At 58.3% G+C, this 22,842-nt stretch carries 21 protein-coding genes and 2 pseudogenes; 18 read left to right on the top strand and 5 right to left on the bottom strand.

Annotated features, from left to right (window positions below):
• From CDI09_RS15520 to CDI09_RS15470, 11 genes are all read left to right on the top strand, one after another.
• Nucleotides 1-274: EAL domain-containing protein (locus CDI09_RS15520; RefSeq protein WP_146220921.1), on the top strand; the 274-nt coding region annotated here is incomplete at its 5' end.
• A 30-nt stretch (nt 275-304) separates the two neighbouring features.
• Complete coding sequence (locus tag CDI09_RS15515) at nt 305-2,047, top strand: putative bifunctional diguanylate cyclase/phosphodiesterase (RefSeq protein ID WP_110571421.1); 1,743 nt, start codon at nt 305-307, stop codon at nt 2,045-2,047.
• 6 nt (nt 2,048-2,053) lie between these two features.
• Nucleotides 2,054-2,470, top strand: coding sequence for an RrF2 family transcriptional regulator (locus CDI09_RS15510; protein WP_078523707.1), 417 nt, complete (start codon nt 2,054-2,056; stop codon nt 2,468-2,470).
• Between the two features lie 332 nt (nt 2,471-2,802).
• Nucleotides 2,803-3,216 (top strand): RrF2 family transcriptional regulator, encoded by a 414-nt coding sequence (locus CDI09_RS15505; protein ID WP_078527549.1) that lies wholly within the window; start codon nt 2,803-2,805, stop codon nt 3,214-3,216.
• Nucleotides 3,217-4,197: 981 nt separating this feature from the next.
• The gene (locus CDI09_RS15500; protein ID WP_078523708.1) at nt 4,198-4,584 is read left to right on the top strand and encodes a glycerol dehydrogenase; all 387 of its coding nucleotides are present in this window, start codon (nt 4,198-4,200) and stop codon (nt 4,582-4,584) included.
• A gap of 17 nt (nt 4,585-4,601) precedes the next feature.
• On the top strand, nt 4,602-6,788 hold the full coding sequence (locus CDI09_RS15495) for a pyrroloquinoline quinone-dependent dehydrogenase (RefSeq protein ID WP_078527551.1): 2,187 nt from the start codon (nt 4,602-4,604) through the stop codon (nt 6,786-6,788).
• A 264-nt stretch (nt 6,789-7,052) separates the two neighbouring features.
• Nucleotides 7,053-7,646 carry an NAD(P)H-dependent oxidoreductase gene (locus CDI09_RS15490; protein ID WP_078523709.1) on the top strand — a complete coding sequence of 198 codons (594 nt, stop codon included), beginning with the start codon at nt 7,053-7,055 and terminating at the stop codon, nt 7,644-7,646.
• Between the two features lie 138 nt (nt 7,647-7,784).
• Nucleotides 7,785-8,363, top strand: coding sequence for a DNA-3-methyladenine glycosylase I (locus tag CDI09_RS15485; RefSeq protein ID WP_205836646.1), 579 nt, complete (start codon nt 7,785-7,787; stop codon nt 8,361-8,363).
• A 240-nt stretch (nt 8,364-8,603) separates the two neighbouring features.
• Complete coding sequence (locus CDI09_RS15480; protein WP_078523711.1) at nt 8,604-10,208, top strand: flavin monoamine oxidase family protein; 1,605 nt, start codon at nt 8,604-8,606, stop codon at nt 10,206-10,208.
• Nucleotides 10,208-10,630, top strand: coding sequence for a c-type cytochrome (locus tag CDI09_RS15475; protein ID WP_078523712.1), 423 nt, complete (start codon nt 10,208-10,210; stop codon nt 10,628-10,630). The genes CDI09_RS15480 and CDI09_RS15475 overlap by 1 nt, the downstream gene beginning before the upstream one ends.
• A gap of 4 nt (nt 10,631-10,634) precedes the next feature.
• A complete protein-coding gene (locus CDI09_RS15470) occupies nt 10,635-11,147 on the top strand; it encodes a RidA family protein (RefSeq protein WP_078523713.1) in 513 nt (170 codons plus the stop codon).
• Between the two features lie 144 nt (nt 11,148-11,291).
• Here the strand turns inward: CDI09_RS15470 and CDI09_RS15465 are convergent, their stop codons facing one another.
• Both CDI09_RS15465 and CDI09_RS15460 read right to left on the bottom strand, forming a co-directional pair.
• The gene (locus CDI09_RS15465; protein ID WP_078523714.1) at nt 11,292-11,750 is read right to left on the bottom strand and encodes a c-type cytochrome; all 459 of its coding nucleotides are present in this window, start codon (nt 11,748-11,750) and stop codon (nt 11,292-11,294) included.
• A gap of 193 nt (nt 11,751-11,943) precedes the next feature.
• Nucleotides 11,944-12,801 carry an acid phosphatase gene (locus CDI09_RS15460; RefSeq protein ID WP_078523715.1) on the bottom strand — a complete coding sequence of 286 codons (858 nt, stop codon included), beginning with the start codon at nt 12,799-12,801 and terminating at the stop codon, nt 11,944-11,946.
• Between the two features lie 210 nt (nt 12,802-13,011).
• Between CDI09_RS15460 and CDI09_RS15455 the strand changes: the two genes are divergently transcribed.
• The 3 genes from CDI09_RS15455 to CDI09_RS15445 all read left to right on the top strand — a co-directional run bounded on the left by CDI09_RS15455 (nt 13,012) and on the right by CDI09_RS15445 (nt 16,129).
• The gene (locus CDI09_RS15455) at nt 13,012-13,500 is read left to right on the top strand and encodes an RNA polymerase sigma factor (protein ID WP_236944556.1); all 489 of its coding nucleotides are present in this window, start codon (nt 13,012-13,014) and stop codon (nt 13,498-13,500) included.
• A complete protein-coding gene (locus CDI09_RS15450; protein WP_078523717.1) occupies nt 13,485-14,426 on the top strand; it encodes a FecR family protein in 942 nt (313 codons plus the stop codon). Before CDI09_RS15455 ends, CDI09_RS15450 begins: the two co-directional genes overlap by 16 nt.
• A gap of 104 nt (nt 14,427-14,530) precedes the next feature.
• Nucleotides 14,531-16,129, top strand: coding sequence for an alkaline phosphatase D family protein (locus CDI09_RS15445; RefSeq protein WP_078523718.1), 1,599 nt, complete (start codon nt 14,531-14,533; stop codon nt 16,127-16,129).
• Nucleotides 16,130-16,324: 195 nt separating this feature from the next.
• Here the strand turns inward: CDI09_RS15445 and CDI09_RS15440 are convergent, their stop codons facing one another.
• The 3 genes from CDI09_RS15440 to CDI09_RS15430 form a co-directional block, all read right to left on the bottom strand.
• Nucleotides 16,325-16,600, bottom strand: a complete 276-nt coding sequence (locus CDI09_RS15440) for a hypothetical protein (RefSeq protein ID WP_078523719.1) — start codon at nt 16,598-16,600, stop codon at nt 16,325-16,327.
• A gap of 108 nt (nt 16,601-16,708) precedes the next feature.
• Complete coding sequence (locus tag CDI09_RS15435) at nt 16,709-17,077, bottom strand: hypothetical protein (protein ID WP_078527554.1); 369 nt, start codon at nt 17,075-17,077, stop codon at nt 16,709-16,711.
• A 75-nt stretch (nt 17,078-17,152) separates the two neighbouring features.
• Nucleotides 17,153-19,153: an FUSC family protein gene (locus tag CDI09_RS15430; protein WP_078523720.1), complete on the bottom strand. Its 2,001-nt coding sequence runs from the start codon at nt 19,151-19,153 to the stop codon at nt 17,153-17,155.
• A 308-nt stretch (nt 19,154-19,461) separates the two neighbouring features.
• On the opposite strand from CDI09_RS15430, the pseudogene CDI09_RS15425 reads away from it, so the two are divergent.
• The 4 genes and pseudogenes from CDI09_RS15425 to CDI09_RS15415 form a co-directional block, all read left to right on the top strand.
• A pseudogene (locus CDI09_RS15425) lies at nt 19,462-20,216 on the top strand (IS5 family transposase); the annotation flags it as partial.
• A gap of 159 nt (nt 20,217-20,375) precedes the next feature.
• The gene (locus CDI09_RS15420) at nt 20,376-20,921 is read left to right on the top strand and encodes a suppressor of fused domain protein (protein WP_110571420.1); all 546 of its coding nucleotides are present in this window, start codon (nt 20,376-20,378) and stop codon (nt 20,919-20,921) included.
• Between the two features lie 632 nt (nt 20,922-21,553).
• A complete protein-coding gene (locus CDI09_RS17915; RefSeq protein WP_146220920.1) occupies nt 21,554-21,883 on the top strand; it encodes a DUF6984 family protein in 330 nt (109 codons plus the stop codon).
• Nucleotides 21,884-21,931: 48 nt separating this feature from the next.
• Nucleotides 21,932-22,730: pseudogene (locus CDI09_RS15415) on the top strand (IS5 family transposase).
• Nucleotides 22,731-22,842 lie beyond the last annotated feature (112 nt).

Genomic DNA, 22,842 nt, shown 5'->3' with positions numbered 1-22,842 from the left:
GACGGTCGTGACCGAAGGCGTCGAGACCGAGCAGCAGCGCGACCTGCTGGAAAAACTGAACTGCGACGTGATGCAGGGCTACCTGTTCGCCAAGCCGCTGGCGCCGCTGGATCTTGAAGCCTGGGTGCGCCGTGGCGGGGCGCCTGCCGTCATTCGTGAGATTGAGGCCGCCCGCGTCAGGAAAGAGGGCAAGCCCGAAAGCTCTGGCAAAAAAGAAGCAGCACCTACGGCCACGCCAGCCGCCACAAGCCCAGCAACCCCCGCAAAGTCCTGATCCGTTACGCGATAGATGGAGCCATATGCCATGTCACTCAAGCACGATGACCGCCTGCGCGCGCTGACCCACCAGGATTCGGATTTCTGGGCCGATGTTGTGGACAATGTTCTGATCGTGGCCATTACCGATGTGCGCGGTGTGATTACCTATGTGAATGACCGCTTTTGCGAGATCAGCCGCTACCCGCGTGAGGAGTTGCTGGGGGCGACGCATCGCATCGTCAATTCCGGCTATCATGATGCGAGCTTTTTCAGGCAGATGTACCTTACCATTCGGGGCGGCGAGATATGGCGTGGCAATATCTGCAACAGGGCCAAGGATGGCACGCTGTACTGGGTGGCGACCACCATCATGCCCAAGCACAACTCGCTTGGCGCGGTGGAGGGGTATGTCGCAACCCGTTTCGAGATTACCGAACTCATGAACACCCGCGACCGGCTCAAGTCGCTCGCCGCGACCGACCCGCTGACGGGGCTGTTCAACCGTGGCGGCTTCAACAACATGCTGCAGACCGCGGTGGAAGAAAAATCGCAGAACATTACCCGCGAGATCATGCTGATCATGTTCGATCTCGATGGCTTCAAGCAGATTAACGACATCCATGGGCATCATGCGGGTGACGTGGTGCTGAAGGTGATTGCCAAGCGCATTCTTGCCCTTGTCCACCCCGAAGATGCAGTCTGCCGGTTGGGTGGCGATGAGTTTGCGCTCATCCTCAACCACACGCTGCACAAATATCCGCTGTCCATCATACTGGAGAAGCTTCTGGCCGAACTCGAGGCGCCGATCGAGGTGGGCAACACCATGGTCAACGTGTCGGGCAGCATCGGGGTCAGTCCCATCGCCAGCCAGGAAAGTACTGAATCGCTGCAGAAGAATGCCGATATTGCGCTTTATGCAGCAAAGCGTGCGGGTGGGCATCAGGCACGCATGTTTGACATTACCCTGCACCAGCATGCGCTGGAGCGGGCCCAGATCCTTAATGATGCGCGTGAAGGGGTGCAGAAGGACCAGTTCGAGCTTTACTACCAGCCGATCATGAACTGCAGCACCGGCAGGTGCGACCAGATCGAGGCGCTGCTGCGCTGGCACCACCCGCAGCGCGGCCTGCTGGCAGCGGAAAGCTTCCGTGATGTGTTCCTTGATGCCGCCCTTGCCCAGGTCATGAGCCCGCGTCTGGTCAAGTCCTTCCGGAATGACATGCGGATGTGGAATACAAGCCTGGATGCCTATCCCAACCTGACCATCAATCTCTCGCGGCTGGACCTGCTCAATATCGGCTTCCAGAATGATCTTGAGGCTGAAATAAAGCGGCAGGGGGGCAAGGCATCCGATTACGTGCTGGAAATATCGGAAAGCGTTCTGGCGGGCAGGCGCTCCGATCGCGTGCTGCAACGCCTTCAGGAACTGATAAAAATTGGCTTTCGTCTGACGCTGGATGATTTCGGTCTGGGGACGCTGCCACTTTCGGTTCTGCGCACGATTTCTTTCACGCAGGCCAAAATATCACGCAAGCTGGTAAAAGACATTGAAACCGACCCGCAGGCGCGTGATGTGATGGCGCATCTGATCGGGCTGGCCCATGCGTTTGGCCTGAGCGTGACCGTGAGCGGCGCGGAAACAAAAGGCCAGATGGACGTGCTGCGTGAGATCGGCACCGACCGGATTCAGGGTTTTTATATCTCTCCGCCAATTTCTGCTGCGAATATTGTGCTTGCAGAGCATATCATTGCGCCAGATCATACCGAGATCACGTTACAGGCGTCATGACACGCCATGCGCCTTACTCTTTACACCGACTACTCCATTCGGACCCTCATCTATCTTGGGCAGAATCCAGGTAGACGGGTTGCGATTCAGGAGATTGCCCAGACGCACCGCATCTCCCAGAATCATCTGGTCAAGGTGGTGAACCGTCTGTCGAGCAGCGGTATCATTCTGGCACGGCGCGGGCGCAGTGGTGGCCTGGAACTGGCTGGCGCGCCGCATCAGATCATTATTGGCGACATCATCCGCCTTATGGAGGCAGATATGGGCAGAATTGTGTCCTGCAATCCTGAAAAAGGACAGGCCTGCGTATTGGCGGATGCCTGCCGCCTGCGTGGGCTGCTTGCCAAATCACTCAATGCTTTCATGTCTGTACTCGATCGCATTACCCTGCATGATATCCTGCATGAGCCTAAAAAACTGTAAACAAGACCCATGCAGGCAGGCTGGATGCCCACAAATTTTCTGGAAATTCGATGCGCGTGAGACTGGAAAGTCATACGTGTCGGCATAATTCATGCCATTTGGTCTATAATTCGATCCTATGGTTCCATAAGATTTAGATATATAATGGAAAGGCCGTATTTTCCGGTTGCAATAAGGACGGCAGCAGTCTTTTTTATTATGACATGAGGAAATTGGCCCACACCGTGTAATAACAGGAATACCATGTCCCGCACGTCGTCGCCTTGGCCTACCGTCTGCTGCTGCATCATGCAGGCGGGTTTTACAAGACAGGGAGCCAGAGCCCAGATACCATGCGTCTGACCCTTCATACCGACTACGCCATCCGTGTTCTGGTCTATCTGGGACAAAACCCTGGTCGGCGCGTTTCCGTGCATGAGATTTCCGAAAATCATGGCATTTCCCATAATCACCTCGTCAAGGTGGTCAACCGGCTTTCTACCAACGGGATTGTCGATACCCGCCGGGGCCGGGCAGGGGGGCTGGAACTGCCATGCATGCCGCATGAGATCATCATAGGCGACATCGTGCGCATGATGGAGGCGGACATGCTCTCCATGAAAGCCTGCCAGCCAGAATACGGGCAGGCCTGCGTACTGGCCGATATGTGCCGTCTGCGTCACCTTCTGGCGCGTTCGCTTACGGCTTTCCTCGATGTGCTGGACCAGACCACACTGCACGATCTTCTGCCCCAACAAGCCGCCTGACATGCCAGCGCATGATGGGGACAGGTCTTTCATTGTCTATATATATAAATATATAGACAATGCTGATCTGAGGCCGACGGGCAACAGGATCAACCGGATTGGCTGTTAAAGAAAAACACAATCCGCATCCCGCCGTGCGCGATATGCAGCAGCATCGGCATTGTCACCTGCGTAGTCTCTACCAGAAATGAAATGCCGCGCCCTGTCGGGCAAAAGGGCATGATACTGTCCGGGCGGTTTTCCTATTTCGTCTGTACTGATATGGCGAATGGAACGGTCAATTACGCTGGTGCAGTGATTGTCCGGCCTACGGGCTTTTTCTGTTGCAGGTCCATGCCGCTCATCGCTCAAGTCGAACCGGGCGTGTCCAGTCATTTCCGTAGCGTGAGATAGGGGTGGTCATATCCACCCGTGCCTCATTCCGTCACAAACTGGCAGTATTAAAGTATTGCGCCATCAGATATGCCGGGTACGGGCCTGACAGGCATGGGGTGCGCCGCGCCTTATATTAAGGTCCGTCCTCATCATGCCTATATGTAAACCTGTCATGGACCTGCCACCTGCCGTCTGGTTTGTGGATATAAACGAAAAAGAAAAATATTTGTACCCATATAAAACGATACGCTTCGGTATGGTTTCTAATGTCCATATAATGCAACAGCAGGCTACAACATGCCTGTTTTCAAAGCAGATTTATTGACGTCATAACCCGGAGTGACGGTTAGTGGCGCACAGCAGTTTTTACGGTAAAACCGAAATGGTTTCCTCGGTCGGGGGCACGAAGTAAAAAATATTCTTCCACTACGCTTCGCTTGCAAGGCTGGTTGCTGAAAGTGGCATGAGTCTGCCGTTTTTTTGGCGGATTACTGTGACTATTGATACAATTATAATAAATCCGTTACCGACCTCACGATTAAGTTTTTTCATGCCCGATATTAACGGGATTAGCTTCCATTACATGATACTGGAGGAATATCCATCATGTCAGCTTTCGTAAAACCACAGACCCCCGCCGCGTGGGCGATCCTGGGCCTTGCGGTTGTTATCGTTCTTCTGGGGCTGCCCCTTGCTTATATGGGCGCCGAACTCGTGTTTCTGGGCGGCTCCTGGTATTATGTCATTATTGGCATAGCCGTTACGGCAGCGGGTGTGCTCATGGCCATGGGCCGGGCCATGGGGGCCATCCTTTATCTTGCCGCTGTCGGCGTGACGTGGCTGTGGGCCTTCTGGGAAGTCGGGTTTGATGGCTGGGGCCTGCTGCCCCGCGTGTTCGGGCCGACCATCCTCGCCATTGCCGTGCTGCTGTGCCTGCCCGCCCTGCGCCGCATGGAAAATGCCCACTCAACATCCGTGCGGGAGGTCGCATAATGTCCGCCAAAACCCCCATGCTCCGCACCCTGCTGCTTGGCGCCACCATTATTGCGGGCACCGCCGGTTCCGTAGCGCTCGCACAGGTGCCACCAGCCGACCAGCCGCCCGGTAATGGCAACGCCACGGTCTCGCCCGGCACGCCCACGCCACCGACCGATGCGTTTTCGGCTCCTTCGCCCAACGCCCCGCAGTCGCCGGGTGTGAACGCTGCCAACATTCCCGACGGGCCGCCCGCCGAGCCCAGCGAAGCCACCCCCATGGTGGACCAGGTCACGGCCAACCCCGCGCATGATGACTGGCCTGGCTATGGGCGCGATGACAAGGCAACCCGCTTTTCGCCGCTGGACCAGATCACGCCGTCCAATATCGGTCACCTCAAGCGTGCCTTCATCTACCACACCGGCAGCAAGCCGGGGCCGGGGCAGACCAACAAATGGGCCGCCGAGACCACGCCCATCAAGGTGGGGGATGGCCTGTACATGTGTTCCGCGCTGAACGACATGATGCGCATCGACCCTGCTACCGGCAAGGAAGTCTGGCATTTCCACGCCAACGAGAAATATGAGAGCATTCCCTACACGGCGGCGTGTAAGGCGGTGGTGTACTACACCTCTTCTACCGTGCCGGAAGGCGAGCACTGCCATCACCGCATTCTTGAAGCCACGCTTGATGAACGCCTGATCGAGGTGGACAGCGAAGACGGCAAGGTGTGCGAAGGCTTTGGCTGGCACGGCATGGTCAACCTGATGAAGGGCATGGGTGAATCGGTGCCTGGCTTCGTGGCCGAGACCGCGCCGCCGCCGATCGTCAATGGCGCGATCATTACCAACCAGGAAATTCTCGATGGCCAGCGCCGCTGGGCGCCATCGGGCGTGATCCGTGGGTATGACGCCGAGACCGGGCGCTTCCTGTGGGCGTGGGATGTCAACCGCCCGCATGAACATGGCGAGCCGAAGGAAGGCGAGCATTACAGCCGCGGCACTCCCAACTCCTGGGCCGCCATGATTGGCGATAACGCGCTGGGGCTGGTTTATGTGCCCACCGGCAACTCGGCCGCCGATTACTACAGCGCCATGCGTAGCCCGGAAGAAAACAAGGTCTCATCCGCCGTCGTGGCGATTGACGTCAAGACCGGCGAGCCGCGCTGGGTGTTCCAGACCGTGCATAAGGATGTGTGGGACTACGACATCGGCTCCCAGCCCACGCTGATGGACTTCACCAAGCCCGATGGCTCGACGGTTCCGGCCCTGATCATGCCCACCAAGCGTGGCCAGACCTTCGTGCTTGACCGCCGCACGGGTGACCCGGTGTTGCCGGTTGAAGAACGGCCCGCGCCTTCGCCGGGCATGGTGCCGGGCGATACGCGTTCGCCCACGCAGCCCTGGTCGGTTGGCATGCCGCGCCTTGGCTTCGCCCCGCTCAAGGAAGCCGATATGTGGGGTATGTCCCCCATCGATCAGCTTTACTGCCGCCTGAAATACCGCCGCGCGCATTATGTGGGTGAGTTCACCCCGCCCAGCATCGACAAGCCCTGGCTGGAATATCCCGGCTATAACGGTGGCTCGGACTGGGGCAGCGTGGCCTATGACGAGAAGACCGGCATCCTGATCGCCAACTGGAACAACACGCCGATGTATGACCAGTTGGTCAGCCGCAAGAAGGCCGACAAGCTGGGCCTGATGCCGGTGGATGACCCCAACTACAAGCCCGGCGGTGGCGGTGCCGAAGGTGCTGGCGCCATGGCGGAAACGCCTTACGGCATCGTGGTCTCGCCGTTCTGGGATGAATATACGGGCATGATGTGCAACCGCCCGCCCTATGGCATGATTACTGCCATCGACATGCACACCCAGAAAGTGCTGTGGCAGCACCCGCTGGGCAGCGCGCGCGCCAACGGCCCGTTTGGCCTGCCCACGCACCTGCCGCTGACCATCGGCACGCCCAACAATGGCGGCCCGGTCATTACTGCTGGCGGGCTGATCTTTGTTGCCGCGACGACTGACAACATGATCCATGCCTTCGATATCCATACCGGCAAGGAAGTGTGGAACGATGTGCTGCCCGGTGGCGGTCAGGCCACGCCCATGACGTATGAATACAAGGGCAAGCAGTATGTCGCCATCATGGCCGGTGGCCACCACTTCATGATGACGCCGGTGACGGATGACCTCGTGGTCTATGCGCTGGATAACGTGAACTGATCCCGCCTATCAGGATCTGACTGACCCGACCGGGGCCGTGCAATGCGGCCCCGGTTTTTTTGTGCAATGACTTTTTTCAGGCCCATCATTTTCCATAGATGCCAGCGGTGTCGCGGGTGCGCTGGTGGGGTGGGCTTTTGGTTGCATGTTGTCTGGGACGCCAGCACGCTCTATTCCTCATGGCGGAATATGAGGTGATGGATACGGTCATGATCTGCGTGCCGCACGGGGCCGGGCGTGGGCGTGATTGCAGGACGGGACATCATGAAAAACATCCTTCTTCTGAACGGCGGAAAAAAGTTTGCCCATTCGCACGGCCGGCTGAATGACACCCTGCAGGCCGTGGCCGCGCAGACGCTGGCGGCGGCAGGTTTTGCCCTGCGGCAGACAAAGATTGATTCGGGCTATGATATAGAAGAAGAGGTGCGGCACTTCCTGTGGGCTGATCTGGTGATCTACCAGATGCCGGGGTGGTGGATGGGCGCGCCGTGGATCGTCAAGAAATACATGGATGAGGTTTTTACCGCCGGTCATGGCGTTCTGTACGCCAGTGATGGCCGTAGCCGTGCCCACCCCGAGCGCAAATATGGCTCCGGTGGGCTGCTGCATGGCAAACACTACATGCTCTCATTGACATGGAATGCGCCGGAAGAGGCCTTTGTCGACCCCGCACAGTTCTTTGAGGGCAGGGGGATCGATGCTGTCTATTTTCCTTTCCACAAGGCCAATCAGTTTCTTGCGCTCTCGGCGCTGCCGACCTTTCTTGCCACTGACGTCATCAAGAACCCGTCGATCGAGGCGGATCTCCAGCGCTATCGCCAGCATCTGGCCCGGACGCTGGCGTTTACCCTGCCATAGGATCACGTCCATTCCCTATCCTCCGCGCCAGGCTGCTTCCTGTTGGCCCGAGCGGGTGGTGAGACCGCCGGTGGCGGAAAACATGCTCCTGTTTTCATGGGAGCGGACCAGCCTGTCATCCGGCGTATGGAAACAGACATGAACAGACCCGATCCTGCCCGCCCACGCTGCAAATGGGCGCAGGCCGATGCCATGATGATGCGCTACCATGACGAGGAATGGGGCGTGCCCGTGCATGACAGCCGCCAGTTATGGGAAATGCTGGTGCTCGAGAGCTTTCAGGCAGGACTGTCATGGCGCACGATCCTGCGGCGGCGTGAAGGGTTTCGCCGTGCCTTCATGGGGTTTGATCCGGATCGCGTCGCGCGGTTTACCGAGGCCGATATCAACCGCCTTATGGCCGATCCTGGCATTATCCGCGCCCGCGCCAAGATCGTGGCGGCGATTGGCAATGCCCGTGCCTATGTTGCCATGCGGGCTGCGGGCGAGGACTTTGCCACCTTCGCATGGAGCATGTTGCCTGGCGGGAAAGCAGTGCATGAGCCAACGCCTGTGGTGCAGGCAGCCTCACCCCTGTCTCAGGCCATGGCATCGGCGCTGCAGGCGCGGGGCTTTCGCTTTGTCGGTCCGGTCACGGCCTATGCCTGGATGCAGGCCGCCGGCATGATCCATGACCATGAGGCCGGCTGCTTTCGTCATGCGCGGGCAGGGACATGACGGGTGCGGCCCGTCATCTATGCGGTTCATCATGAAGCAAGAAAATTTATAGTAATATCAGCATTATTTCCTGCCTTGATGGAAAGGGGTGGCCCGCAGGGCGCAAGGCTGCGGGTTGATGTTGCATAACAGCAACATAAAACGTTTCGATAAAAAATTATTCCGGCACAGATATGGTTAAGCCCCTGTTTGTTGGTTAAGGGTAGAGGGCTGTTTTCGTTGATTGCTTGGGATTTCTTGATGACAAACGCTCATCCACGTAAAGCCCCCACGCGCAGGCAACTCCTTACCCGTATCGGTACATTGGCCGGTAGTGCCGCGCTGTATCAGGCCATGACATCCATGGGGCATGCGCAGGGCACGGATTTCACTGCGCCGCCCGTCCTGTCCGGTGTAAAGCGCGGTACACGCGTGCTGGTGCTCGGCGCGGGCCTTGCGGGCATGCTTTCCGCCTACGAACTGCGCAAGGCGGGCTATCAGGTTCAGGTTCTGGAGTTTCAGGGGCGTGCGGGTGGCCGCAACATCAGCCTGCGCGGTGGTGATACCGTTACCGAACTCGGTGGTGCCACCCAGAAGGTCGGTTTCGCACCGGGCAACTACATCAATCCCGGCCCGTGGCGCATTCCCTACCACCATCAGGGCCTGTTGCATTACTGCCGCGAATTTGGTGTGGAACTCGAACCATTTGTTGAACTCAACCACAATTCATGGCTGCATTCGAGCAAGGCGTTTGGCGGCAAGGCCGTGCGCTACCGCGAATATGCTGCCGACTTCAATGGCTTTACCGCCGAATTGCTGGGCAAGGCGATTGACCAGCACAAGCTTGATGATGTGGTCTCGCCCGATGAACGCGACCATCTGCGCACGGCCATGCGCCAGTGGGGCAGCCTTGATTCCGGGCTGAACTACCGCAAGGGCGTGATCAGCTCCGAATGCCGTGGTTATGAAAAGGCGCAGGGCGGCGGCCTGAATGGCGAACCCGTACCCTCTGACCTGTTCGACCGCAAGGATGTGCTGGGCTCGGGCCTGTGGACGTGGATGGCCTTCCACGAACGCCTCGACATGCAGACCACCATGTTCCAGCCCGTGGGTGGCATGGACATGATCGGCAAGGGCTTCAACCGCCAGGTGCACGATCTCATCACGCTCAACTGCAAGGTCACGTCCATCCATCAGGACGACAGGGGCGTGAGCGTTACCTATAACGACATGAACCATGGCGGCGCCGTGCGCGAGGCCAAGGCCGATTACTGTGTGTGCACCATCCCGCTGCCCGTGCTCTCGCAGCTTGACGTGCAGGTCAGTGCGCCGCTCAAGGCCGCGATCATGGCGGTGCCCTATGCATCCTCCGTCAAGCTCGGGCTGGAGTTCAAGCGCCGCTTTTGGGAGGAAGAGGACCAGATCTACGGCGGCATCAGCTTTACCGACCAGCCGATCAGCCAGATATCCTATCCCAGCCACGGCTACTTCTCACGCGGGCCGGCCGTGCTGCTTGGCGGTTACATGTTTGGCCCGGCGGCCTACGACTTTGCGGGCATGACGCCGCAGGAGCGCATCGAGCACGCACTCGCGCAGGGCGAAGCCTTCCACCCCAGGCATTATCGCAAGGAATTTTCCAACGGCGTGAGCTTCGCCTGGAGCCGCGTGCCCTGGTCCATGGGCTGCTGCTCCATGTGGAGCGAGCAGGCCCGCAAGACCCACTACAAGGCCCTGTGCACGATGGATAACCGCGTGGTGCTGGCGGGCGAGCATGCATCCTATGTAGGCTGCTGGCAGGAAGGGGCCATCCTGTCCGCTCTTGATGCCGTAACCCAGTTGCACAAGCGCGCGCAGGGAGCCAGCTGATGCGTAAGATCCTTCTCCTGTCCGCGCTTGCGGCCCTGCCGCTGCTTGCCCCCGCAGGCCCCGCGCGTGCCGATAGCGCCGCAGCCGTTGTGGGAAGCGTGCAGCCGCTCAATACCGGCGAGGACGTGTACCGCCATGTCTGCCAGGGCTGTCATATGCCCGATGGCAAGGGGGCCATGGGTGCTGGCGCGCAGTTCCCGGCCTTTGCCGGTAACACCAAGCTGCAGAGCAGCGCCTACCCGGTTTACGTGATCCTGAATGGCTATGGCGGCATGCCGTGGTTTTCAGGCACGCTGAAGGATGACCAGATCGCCAATGTGGTGAATTATATCCGCACCCATTTTGGCAATCACTATACCGATGCCGTAAGTGCCTCTGACGTGGCGGCCCAGCGCCCCCCCGCAACACCACAGGAGCAGTAAGAGAATGTTCAACCTCAGGAAAACCGTTGCCGCCATGGCTGTTCTTGGCGGCATGGCGGCTGCCATGCCGGCCTGTGCCGATGATGGCATCGTGCGGCATGTGGAGGGGAAATTCCCCATTTCCACCGCCATCGAGGTGCCTGCTGGCGCTTCCACCGTTTATCTCAGCGGCATGGGCGCGCCGGTGCAGGACAAGAAGGCCGACCCCAGGAGCCTTGCCGCCTATGGCGATACGCAGACGCAGACCTATGCCGCCCTGCAGCGCATTCAGGATGAGCTGAAAAAGCTGGGGCTGGGTATGGGCGACGTGGTGCAGATGCATGTCTACATGGTTGAAGACCCCAAGCTGGGCAAGCTTGACTTCGACGGCATGATGAAGGCCTACACCCAGTTCTACGGTCCTGCGGCCAAGCAGCCCAACCTGCCGGTGCGCTCGGCCTTTGGCGTGGCGCATCTGGCCAATCCGGGGTGGCTGATTGAAATCGAGACTACGGCCGTGCGCGCGCCGGGAAAATAAACGATTAATAAAAAAACAATATGAGTTTCTGGATGCCGCTTTTTTTAAGGCGGCATTTTTTTTAACCAATTATTCGTGCAGTCTTCATGCCCGGCGCCTGTAAAAAAGGGGGATCGACCAGATCCCCCTTTTTATGCCTGTGGCTCAGGGCAGCGGATGCTGCGCGTCAAGCGCCTTGCGCTTTTCAATCACGGCGGGCGGCGTCAGGGCTTCCTTGCGGCCGGTGGCAACATCCTGTGCAGTAAACACGGTTGCATCGGGGCCTGAGGGCAGGCCCGCCACATGGTTCAGAATGGCTGCAATCTGGTCATCGGGCAGGGTCTTGAAGGGTGGCATGAAGCTTGCATAGGTATTGCCCGCAGCCGTAATCGGCCCCATCAGGCCATTCAGCGCCACGGCAATGACATACTGCCTGCCTTCCGGCGTGGCGGCAATCTTGCCAACGCGCCCGGCCAGCGGCGGGAACTGCCCGGGCACGCCCTGGCCATCGGCCTGATGGCAGGCGCTGCAATTGGTCTGGAACAGGTTTGCGCCATCAGCCGCAAAAGCGGGTGCTGCGGGAAGGGAAAGGGAGAACAGGGCGGCGAGCAGTCTTTTTTTCATCGATCATTCCCAGGTATGGCAAATATTTGAACCTGTCGGAAAAACAGGCTTTTCAATCGTTTCCCGGTCGATCCTATTACAAAGCAGGCGCACTGCCTATATCGCCGTCCGCACAGGCAGTGGCCCCCGCATGGTTTGGCCCCTGCCTGTGTTCACAAATCCACATCCTGCCACAGGTAAAAGGCAGGTTGAATTACAGGGGTGAATGGCTGGCCGCCTCCTGCTCAAGCGCGCATGATGCTGGCGTTGCCGTGGCAGGGGCCTTGCTGCGCAGGGCGGCAAGTTCCGTCCGGGCCGCGTCCATATCCGTGCGGAAGGCAGGGCTTGCGTGCATGGCGGCGATCTCGGCTGAGCCCAGCATGTAGCCTGCCTGCACGTCGCTTTCCCAATGCACGCCGCATACGATCCGGCTCTCGCCAAACACCCGGCCGCGCTGCAGGATCTGCGTTGCGCGCTCAGGCAGCAGTTCGGCCAGCACAAGCGCCGTGCTCCAGCCCAGCATGGTGTGACCGGAAGGATAGGCGCCCGACGTGGCCAGATGCGCCCGATCCTTTTCGGTGCAGATGGGCTGGCTGTTCCCTACAAAGGGCCGTGGCCGGTGCCAGTAGGCCTTGCTTTTGCGCATGTCGGGAATTTCCGACTCATCCATCTTGTGAATGAGCGCGCTGAGTTTTGGCGCATCGGTGGTGCTCAGGGGCAGGCCAGCAGCACAGGAGAAGCTGTGCAGCAGCGCATTCGCATGCAGGTCGGCATCCGCCTTGGCCAGCGCCCAGCGCGGAGTGTCCCGTAAGGCGCGGGTGGCGGTGAAGGCCTGGTCATCATTCGCCTGCCGCACCGTGCCGGGCTGGGGCGGGGGCGGCAGGTAGGCGGTTGCGTCGGGCTGGGTGGCGGGGGTGAAATATCCCTGTTCGGGCGTGGTGGTTTCAAGCGGGTCGGCTGCAAGGCACGGTGCGCTGGCAAGCCAGGGTGCCGCAAGCAGCGCCGCCGCAAGAGGCAGGCCCAGCCGTGACGCAGGGCGGAGGAAGGGGGCGGTCAGTCTGGATCGGGTCATGCTATGGCTTGAACAACTCGGGGTTACGAAGGGCGAAAGGGTTTCTGCCCGGAGAATTTGCCGACGGATCATGACACAATGCCAGAAGCAGAAAACACCCGTCCCGTCATGGACATGCAATTTTCATGAAACTGTCACAAATGTTTTCTTTTAAAATCCCTTACACAGCAACGGTCTTTTCCAGCAGCCCCAGATGGGATGAGGAAGCCGTTGAGCGAAAAGTGGTTGCCCTGCCGGCAGGATTGGCTTCGCCTTTACCGGCGCGTACGATCCCTGACGCGCCGCGATGATGCGGAAGATCACCTGCAGAGTGCCTTCGTAAACTATCTCGAACGCCCCGATGGCAGTATTGGCCATCCGGAGGCCTATATTACGCGCAGTGCCGTCAACCTGTCCCACAATGCGCGCAGGCGTGAGCAGGTTGGCTGCATCGCGCCGGGTGGCTGGGATGACATGCTTGGCGACGTGCGCGATACCGCCCCCACGCAGGAGGAAGCCTATCAGGCGCGTGAACGCCTGCTCCGCTTCCATGCGGGCTGCCAGCGCCTGCCGCGCCGCACCCGGCAGGCTTTTGTGCTGCACCGCGTTGAAAAAATGACATATCGCGAGATCGCCGCCCTGATGGATATCAGCGAAAGCAGTGTCGAAAAACGCATCGCCAAAGCCCTGGTCTTCCTTTCCACATGGATGGAGCAGTGAGGCTGGTGTGGCGGCGCGCCTCCATCCGCTCTCACGCGGCGCGCTGGATTGCGCGCCTGCATGCCGATGACTGCACGGAGGCGGACAAACAGCGCTTCCGCCAGTGGCTGTACAGTAACCCGCGCCATGCCAGCGCCTTCGAGCAACTGACCGAATTATGGGAACTTGGTGGCAGCCCCGGCCCGGCATCCGCCCGGCATGCGCCCGCCCGCGCCATGCGGCCCAGCCGGCGGCAGGTGCTCGCCGGTCTTGCGGGTGCGGCCCTGCTGCTGCCCCCCATGCCCCGCCGCGCGCAGGCCGCCCGCGTGTTGCAGACACCGGCGGGCACTTTTTCAGGCATAACGCTGGAAGGATCGGTGCGCTGCGAACTCGATACCGATACCCGGCTCGTCCTTTTGCCAGACAGCCAGTGCGGCCGGCTGGAAAAAGGGCAGATCGTGCTCTCGGCTCTGGGGCGCGCGCCGCCGTTATGGCTGTTTGCAGGCCCGGTCAACCTGCGGCTCTGCGTGCAGGGGGCGGCCAATATCCGGCTTGACCCCGATTGCGTGCATGTGACCGCCGTGCGCGACAGGCTGCTGGTGAAGGATCCATCGCTGGCAGGCGGCAGGGCGTGGCTGCCACCGGGGCAGCGGCTGTCCTTTTTTGCCAATGGCCATTCGCGGCAGGATACCCCCGACCTCAATGCCCTGCTGGCCTGGCAGCAGGGGCGGATTGTGTTTCGTAACTGCCCGCTAGGCGAGGTCGTGGCCGAGATCAATCGCTACATGCCACAAAAGATCACGCTCCAGGCCCCCTTGCTGACCGGGCGGCGGCTGAGCGGGGTCTATTACATCAGCCGTGGCGACAGTTTTTTGCAGATGCTGCCCCACCTGCTGCCCGTCAGGCTGGTGCGTACGCCCGATGGGCTGGAAATCGCGCCTGTATGAAACTTTGGTGACAAAACGCGCCCGGCGCACGCAGGCGCTTCCTTTTATTTGTCATGACAGGATACGGGCCGCGCGGTCGGCCTTGATGCAAAAGGATATGTTCCATGGTGTTTCTCAAGCGCAGGCAGGTGCTCGCGGGGCTTGGCACGGGGCTGCTGTTTTCAGCCCGGGTGCGCGCCCTGCGGGCGGCAACCCCGCGCAATCTGGATGAAAAGCCTCAATTCGACGTCTCTCCCTTTCAGCTTGGCGTCGCGTCAGGCGATCCTGCCCCCGATGGTTTTGTTATCTGGACCCGCCTTGCCCCGCGCCCGCTTGAACTGGAAGGCGGCATGAGCCGCAACCGCCCCGTGCTGGTGGACTGGGAAGTAGCGGAGGATGAAAAACTGGGCCATGTCATCAGGAAAGGGCAGGCGCTGGCGCATCCTGAACTGGGGCATTGCGTGCATGTTGAAGTCGCGGGCCTCAGGCCGGATCGCCCGTACTGGTACCGGTTCCGCATTGCGGGGTATGACAGCCCCACTGGCCGCAGCCATACCTTTCCGCTGCCCGGTACCGCGCCCGCGCGGGTGCGCTTTGCCGCCGCGGGCTGCCAGCATTATGAGGAAGGGTATTATACCGCCTGGCGCAATATCGCCAGCGAGCCGATCGATTTCGTCTTTCATTATGGCGATTACATTTACGAAGGCCCGGACAGCAAGGGCCGCGTGCACGAGATGAACGGCCGCCCCTTCCAGGCCCTGCGCCGCCATATCGGGCCGGAATGCTATTCGCTTGATGAATACCGCCGCCGCTACGCCCAGTACAAGACCGACCCCGACCTGCAGGCCGCCCATGCCGCCGTGCCATGGATCGTCACCTCCGATGACCATGAGGTTGACAATAACTGGGCAGGCGACACCGATCAGGACGGCACGCCGCCTGAAATCTTCCGCCTGCGCCGCGAGGCCGCCATGCAGGCCTATTACGAGCATATGCCGCTGCGTCTTGCAGCCCTGCCCGATGGCAGCCACATGCAGCTTTATCGCAGCCTGCGTTATGGCACGCTCATGAATACCTTTGTGCTCGACACGCGCCAGTACCGCAGCGACCAGGCCTATGGTGATGGCACCGCGCCGCAGGGCCCCGATGTGTGGTCGCCCAACCGCACCATGATGGGCGCCGAGCAGGAAAAATGGCTGTTTGACAGGTTGGGCCGGTCCGACACGCGGTGGAACCTGCTGGCGCATCAGGTCATGATGATGAACCTTGCTCACCGGCGCTCCCCGCAGGGCGAACTGCTTTACAGCATGGACCAGTGGTCGGGCTACATGTACAGCCGCAAGCGCCTGCTGCAGTTCATTGAGCAGCATTGCTCCGGCAATGTGGTGAACGTGACGGGCGATGCGCACCGCCACTTCGCGGGCGACCTGTTGGTTGATCCGGACCAGAAGGAGCCGGTCTCGGTCGAGTTTCTGGCCACCTCCGTCACGTCAGGCGCAGATGGGGTGGGCGATGATGACAGTTTCAGCCGCTCCGTCCGGCGCGAAAACCCGCACCTCAAGGCCACGACCGACCAGCGCGGCTATGTGCTGTGCGATGTGGGGCCGGATGTATGGCGCGCCGACCTCAAGGTGCTCGACAAGGTGATGGAACGCGATGGCAGGCTGTCCACCTATGCCAGCTTCGCGGTGGAACGCGGCCAGCCCGGCCTGCAGAAAGCCTGAAGAATTATAAAGTCGTCCCAGCGCCCCGGCAGAGGGGCATCGGGCAAAAAAAGGGCGTCCCGCCGGAACGGGACGCCAAGTTTAGGGATTGGGAGACGTTGTGGTGTCACGAAAGCCACATCCCATTAACTCCATTTATGGATAATAGTTTTCCTGGAATTGAGCCAATATGCAAAAATAATTGCCCGCCCCCGTTCAGGCCGGGTGAATCATGACATATTGCCGCGCAAAGGGCAGCATGACGCCAATGCTCAGCAGCCCCAGCACAATGGTCATACCCGCGAACGTGGCCATGTGGTGTGGGTAGTCCTCGGTATAGAGCAGCCCGCAGACCCAGAAAATAACGGCTTCGACCGCCAGCGCCACGCCGAGTATGGGTACGTGGAAGAAGGATCCGGCCAGCCACCACATAAGGCCTGCCACCAGCACGACGGCCAGTGTCGAGCGAAACAGGAATAGAATGGCGCGCATGGCGGTCCTTGGCCGTGTGGGGCAGGGGGGAGAGGCACCTGTTCAGGCGCAGTGTCCGCCGGGCGGGCGGGGCATGCGCCCTGCCACGTGCCCTGCGGACCCGGCGGCTTACATCTTCGCGCTGCTGTCCGGCTGCGTGGTGGTAGCCGGGGTGTTGTTGTCAGGCGTCATTTTGCCTGGCGTGGTTGAATGTTCCACGTCATAGGCGGTTGCCTTCTCCATGTAGGTACCCTTCGAGCCGGGGTGTTCCTGATCATACAGCTTGGCTTTGGCCCTGGCTTCCTTGCGGTATTCGTGGCGCTTGTACATGCCGGTCACGCAGCCGGCTGCTGCGCCGAGCACGCTGTGGCCACCGGCCACATGCCCGCCCACGGCACCCACGGCGCCATATTTCAGGCAGCCGCCGGGCTCGGCCTGCGCGGTGGCGGTAACGCATGTAATGGCCGCGATTGCGGCGGCGGTAACAATCTTACGCATGAAATGGCCCCTTTTGTGCATGAATGCGAATAATGCGTTCATGGCATATCCGATACGACATATTTTGTCACCTTGCTATGGCACGTCCGGGTCGTGTTCATGCAGGCTTGCGGCAATGATGTGCAGGCACGCCAGAGCCTCGGCCAGACCTGCGCGGTCGCGCGCATCATGCGGGCGGGTCTGTTCATGGTGCAGCCAGGCCAGCACATAGGCGGTGGTGGGGCCAGCCTGCCCGCGCTGCCACCGTGCCAGAAAAAGGGCGATCATGCGCGTGGCCCGTGGCGGCAACGCGCCGGTGCGCAACATGTCGCGCAGGCGGATGATGTAAAGGCCAACCGTCATCGCCCCGATCTGCTGGCTCAGGCAGGCATTGACGGTGGGCTGCGGCACGGCGGTGGCCTGGTGCAGGATGCGCACGAGGCTGGCCGCGCAGGCGCCAAGCCAGGTGGTGGCGTTGGTGTGGTCGCGGGTCTGGGCCAGATGGCGCAACCGCCGGTTTATGGCTGCGGCGGTGCGGCGGATATGCACATCAAGCCGGAAGGGAATGACCAGCCGGTAGGTCAGCAGCACGAACACGATACTGGCCACGAAGGCCAGCGCGTTGTTGAGAAAGGCGACCTCATCATACCGCCCCTGGTTCATCGGGCCGATCAGCACGGGCAGGAACATGTTGAACGAGAAGGCATAACCCGCAAGTCGCGGCCTGCGCGCGGCCAGGCCGCCAATGGTCATGGGCACCAGAAGGGCCGCGAGCAGCATCTCGGGCGATGTGATGGCAGGAATGACCCACAGCGCCATCACGGCGGCGGTGGCCGTGCACCACAGCCCCCCCTTGAGGAAAGGAAGGGTGGCAACCAGCGGGTTCTCGCGCGTGGCCATCAGCCCGTAGATCAGCGCCACGAACGAGATGAAGGCCGGGCCATGATGCCATGCTGTAATCTCCCATATCACGGCTGCTGCCATGATGGCCACGCTGGAGCGGATGCCGTTATGCACCGCCTCACGCGCATGGCGGCGCGAGGTCAGGCTGAAGCGGAACCGGTCGCCATGGCGGGTGGCGTGGCAGGCCAGCATTTCATCATGCACCACCGTGGCTTCATGCGTCAGCGCCATGGCAACCGGCTGCCAGGCCCGCGCGGCCATGTTGTCCGGGTCGGGCGGGGGCGCATGATCGCGCAGCCATGTGGCCAGCGCGCGCTCGGGCGCTTCATGCGTGGGCAGGGGGCTGGCATGGGGCCGGGGGGAGAGGATCTGCAACGCACGGGCATGGGCCAGCATGACCAGCATGCCCGCCAGCGCGCGGCGGGCATGATCGCCCACCCGGTTGCGTGGCCCGAGTTCGAGGGCCGCGAATTCGATCTGCCCGCTAAAGGCCATGATCCGGTCCAGCAGCCTGCCTGTTGCGGCCTGCCGGGCCACGGGCGCGGTCATGCCCAGTAATTGCGGAATGGCGGCGCAGGTGGCCTGGAATGTATCATCCAGCCGCGCCTGCAACTGCGCGCGGGTGCGTTCGACCATGTTGGGCATGAACAGCACGGCCAGCACCGCCTCGCACAGCACGCCCAGTATGATGTAGCTGCTGCGCGCGACGCTTACGGCAAAAACATCGTCAGGCTGTAAGATGGCCCCGGTTGCAATAATGGCGGAGGTGAATCCCGTCAGCACCAGCCCGTAGGCGCGGTACTGGTCGAGCAGGGTGGCGAGGGCGCAGCACAGCCCGATCCACAGCGCGAGGCAGGTAAAGAACATGACCGGGGCCTGCGGAAAGGCGGCCATGAGCGTAATCGCGGCAACGCCACCCGCCAGCGTGCCCACAATACGCCATCGCGCCTTTGACAGGCTCTCCCCGCGTGAGGACTGCGCCACGACCCAGACGGTGAGCGGCGCCCATTGCGGGCTGTCGAGTTCCATCCACATGGCGATGAGCAGCGAGAGGATGGCGGCGCATGACGTGCGCACCGCAAAGCCCAGATCGGCCAGCGAGGGCGCGTAAATCCATGAAAAGCGCCGGATATGGCGCAGCAGGCCCGTATCCACGGAGCCGTGCAGGGGAAATGCGGTGCTCTGTCCCCCCATGTCATTATGCCTTTACATCATGTGCCGGGTTCAGCCTGAAGGCTGAGTGTGACGGAACATGAAGGCAGCCCTATGGAGGGGTCCAATCGTTTGTCATGATATTTTGATAAATGCTGCTTATGAAATTTTCATAAACGGCAAAAACGTCAAAAAACGCTGCCTTTTTGAAAAAAATCGGCGTTTCAGAAATATCTTACATATGTTACGGGTTATATTATTAAATAAAACAGCCTGTGGTTCTGTTGACAAAAGGTATTCTCAGACTGGCCTGGACGTGATTCAACGCTGGTCTTTACGGAGACCTGTGGATGCGTGGCGACCTGACGGACGAGGAATGGGCGATCATTGGTGGCCTGCTGCCGCCTGAACGTGGCCGCTGGTCACGACCTGCGCAGGATAACCGTCTGTTTCTCAATGGAATGCTTTATGTCCTGCGTGTTGGTTGCCCATGGCGGGACATGCATGAGCGCTATGGAAAATGGAACTCGCTCTATGTGCGCTTCCGTCGATGGGCAGAACAGGGCGTCTGGGACGCTGTGCTGGAAACGCTGGTTGAACTCGGTCTGACCGATGACTGGCAGCACATGATCGACAGCACGGTCGTTCGGGCTCACAGCCAGGCGGCTGGCGCAAAAGGGGGACACACAAGGAAGGTTTTGGTCGAAGCCGCGGCGGCTTTACGAGCAGGATCCACGCCCGCGCAGACGGTCAGGGCCGCCCTCTCGGCTTCGACCTGACGGGTGGCGAGATTTCTGATTATTCCGGCGCTGATGCCCTGTTGGACCTGCCGGTCGTGACACCGCGCCGATTTCTGGCCGACAAGGGATATGATAGTGACAGGATACGGGAGAGCCTGCTTTTTCGAGGCATTCTTCCTGTTATCCCACCGCGTTAAAATCGTACAGAGGATATTCCCTGCGACTTCCGTCGTTATCGGGATCGCAACCGTATCGAGCGGATGTTCAACAAACTGAAGCTGTTCCGACGTATCGCCACACGCTATGACAAGACAAGAAAATCGTTCCTCGCCTTTCTTGACCTCGCAGCCATAAAATTATGGCTACCGTTTTTTGTTAACAGAACCGGGATTGGGATGCGATTCATAATCCATCGTGGTCCAATAGAGTATCTGACCATAGCATTAAACGGAAGGACGTGCTGGACTCTTATCAAGAGGGCGTATCTCTTGAATGTTCGAATTGTAATCGTCGGGAAGGAAATAATGACAAACGATTCAAAAAATGAACTGCCATTAATTTTTGAACATGAATTTGGCGATATTCAATTATCTATGTTGAATACGATAGAAAAGAAAGTTCAAATAATTAAGTACAAAAGAAAATTTGAAACACAGTTTGTGAGTACGCTTGGATTGAGTAATGTGTCGAATAATAAAAATATAAAATCTGAGTGGTTTATGGAATTTGACGGAGATCTGGCCTCTGAAAATGCAGCATCCGTTCTGGATTACTACGTGTCTATGCTAATAGAGGGAAATATACCATTCCCGAAGAGGGGAAGTTTTATTATTTTTCCTAAAAAAAATGATCATATATGGCCAGATGATAATATATGTGGGATATATTTCACATTTCCGGCATACAGGAGTGAAGAATTTCAGGTTAATATGGTTGAAATAGGAATTTTTGCAATATGGGTTGTTCCGATCACAAATTCAGAAAAAGATATTATTGAAAATAAAGGATGGAGACATCTAGAATATTATTGGGATGATAACAATATAAAATTGCATAACCCATTTAGATAATATTTAATATATTGTATTAAATATATAAAATATTATAATATTAAAATAAAGTAATTATAAAAGTGTTATAATGATAATTATTTACAACATGATCTTGGTGTGTGACGTGCCTCCCCTTTTTTTATTACTGATTAAAAATAGAGATCCAGATTTTTATGGTTTGGAGTTGATGAGACGCTTGTCTGACGACCTGATTCGGTGTCCTGCCATTCAGTTAGGAATGTGGGCGCGCCGTATTGTTGTCTTCCCGCCAGTCAGGGGGCTGTAAGGAATTTCGTGTTTGGGCATTTGATGCAAAAGGAGGAGCAGTTCTACTCGAAGTGTCCTTTTCATGGTGTCACGGGCCATTTCTCTGGTAGGCTGACCTGACGCGAAAACCCATCGTGCATCGCTATCCCTGATAATGGCATTTAACGGAAATAACATTTCGACTGACGAAGTGTATTTTGGGAGCGGTGTAAACCAACAACATCATACGTGGAGGCATATAGAAAAAGAGACAAGAATAAATAAACAATATGTAATTCATGACGAAATAAAATATATTAGTGATGCTTTAAATATTATATATGTAATTTTTATAATCATCAAGTTGAAATGCAAATCATATAAGTTTCATAATAGAGGAATGCATGAGAAAAATTAATGAATATGAAATATTTATCGCAAGGAAATTATATTCATGCATTGGAATTAATGTAGGTATTGACTGCAATCAGAAAGTCTGGGTTGTTAATCATGAGATGGGGTCAATACGTGCGGATTATTGTCCAATTAATTGTCCATTATATTCCATAGCTGTTTGCGAAACAAAGGACAACGATGGCATTCCTGTTGTTGTAACTTTATTAATTAACAAGGATAAAAAATTTGGCGAGTTGGATTTCTGGAAGGTAAATGATGAACCTATATTTGATTTTACATACGTAAAGAATCATATAAACAATATATCTAAGATATAAATAGAGGGTGTTATGTAATTCCGTGTCTGATTGGTTCAGTAATGAGGAATGACGCCTGCACGTAAACCGTATCCCTCTGACGTATCAGACGAAGAATGGTCTCTGGTTGTCCCGTATCTGGTCCTGATGCGCGAGGATGCGGAACCGCGACATCACGCATTGCGCGAACTGTTCAATGGATTACGTTACGTGATCCGCTATGGCATTGCCTGGCGCGCCATGCCGAATGACCTTCCACCGTGGTCGGCGGTCTACCAGCAATCCCGTCGCTGGATGGAGGCAGGCTGTTTTGACGCGCTGGTGTCCGATCTGCGTGACGTGCTGCGTATCGCCTCTGGTCGCAGGGCAGAGCCAACGGCAGCCATTCTCGACAGCCGGACGTTACGTTCAACGCCAGAAAGCGGTCCCAGCGCCGGATACGATGGGGCCAGACGCAAAAAGGGATCAAAGCTGCACATGGCCGTGGACACGCTGGGGCACCTGCTGGCCCTGCATGTCACACCAGCCAGTCGGGATGACCGCGCAGAGGTGGGGCGTCCTGCTACCGCCATTCAGGATGCGACGGACGAGAACATTGAACTGGCCCATGTTGACCAGGGATACACCGGCGAGAAACCTGCCGGGGCAGCACGGACCCAGGGGATCGTCCTTGAGGTTGTCAGGTTGTCCGAGGCCAAACGTGGCTTCGTCTTGCTGCCTCGTCGAACGATCTTTCGCATGGGCCACACGATGCCGCAGGCTCGTCAAGGATCATGAGTGTTACGCTTCAACACTCGCAAGTTTTCATGTCATTGCGTTCGCATGTTTCATGCTCAGGAATGCCGCTATACTCGCTCAAGATGCATAACACCCATCAGAACGTAATGCTGCTGTGCAGGCCAAAAATGGCCTCGTTGCCCACGCGGCGGTTGTAGCTTACGCCATAATCCGGCACGCCGCCCGAGGGGTTCCACACGTAC

The organism is Komagataeibacter nataicola, assembly GCF_003207795.1.
Classification (GTDB): Bacteria; Pseudomonadota; Alphaproteobacteria; order Acetobacterales; family Acetobacteraceae; genus Komagataeibacter; species Komagataeibacter nataicola.
The sequence above is the reverse complement of the archived record's forward strand: the minus strand, read 5'-3'. Positions and strand labels throughout refer to the sequence as shown.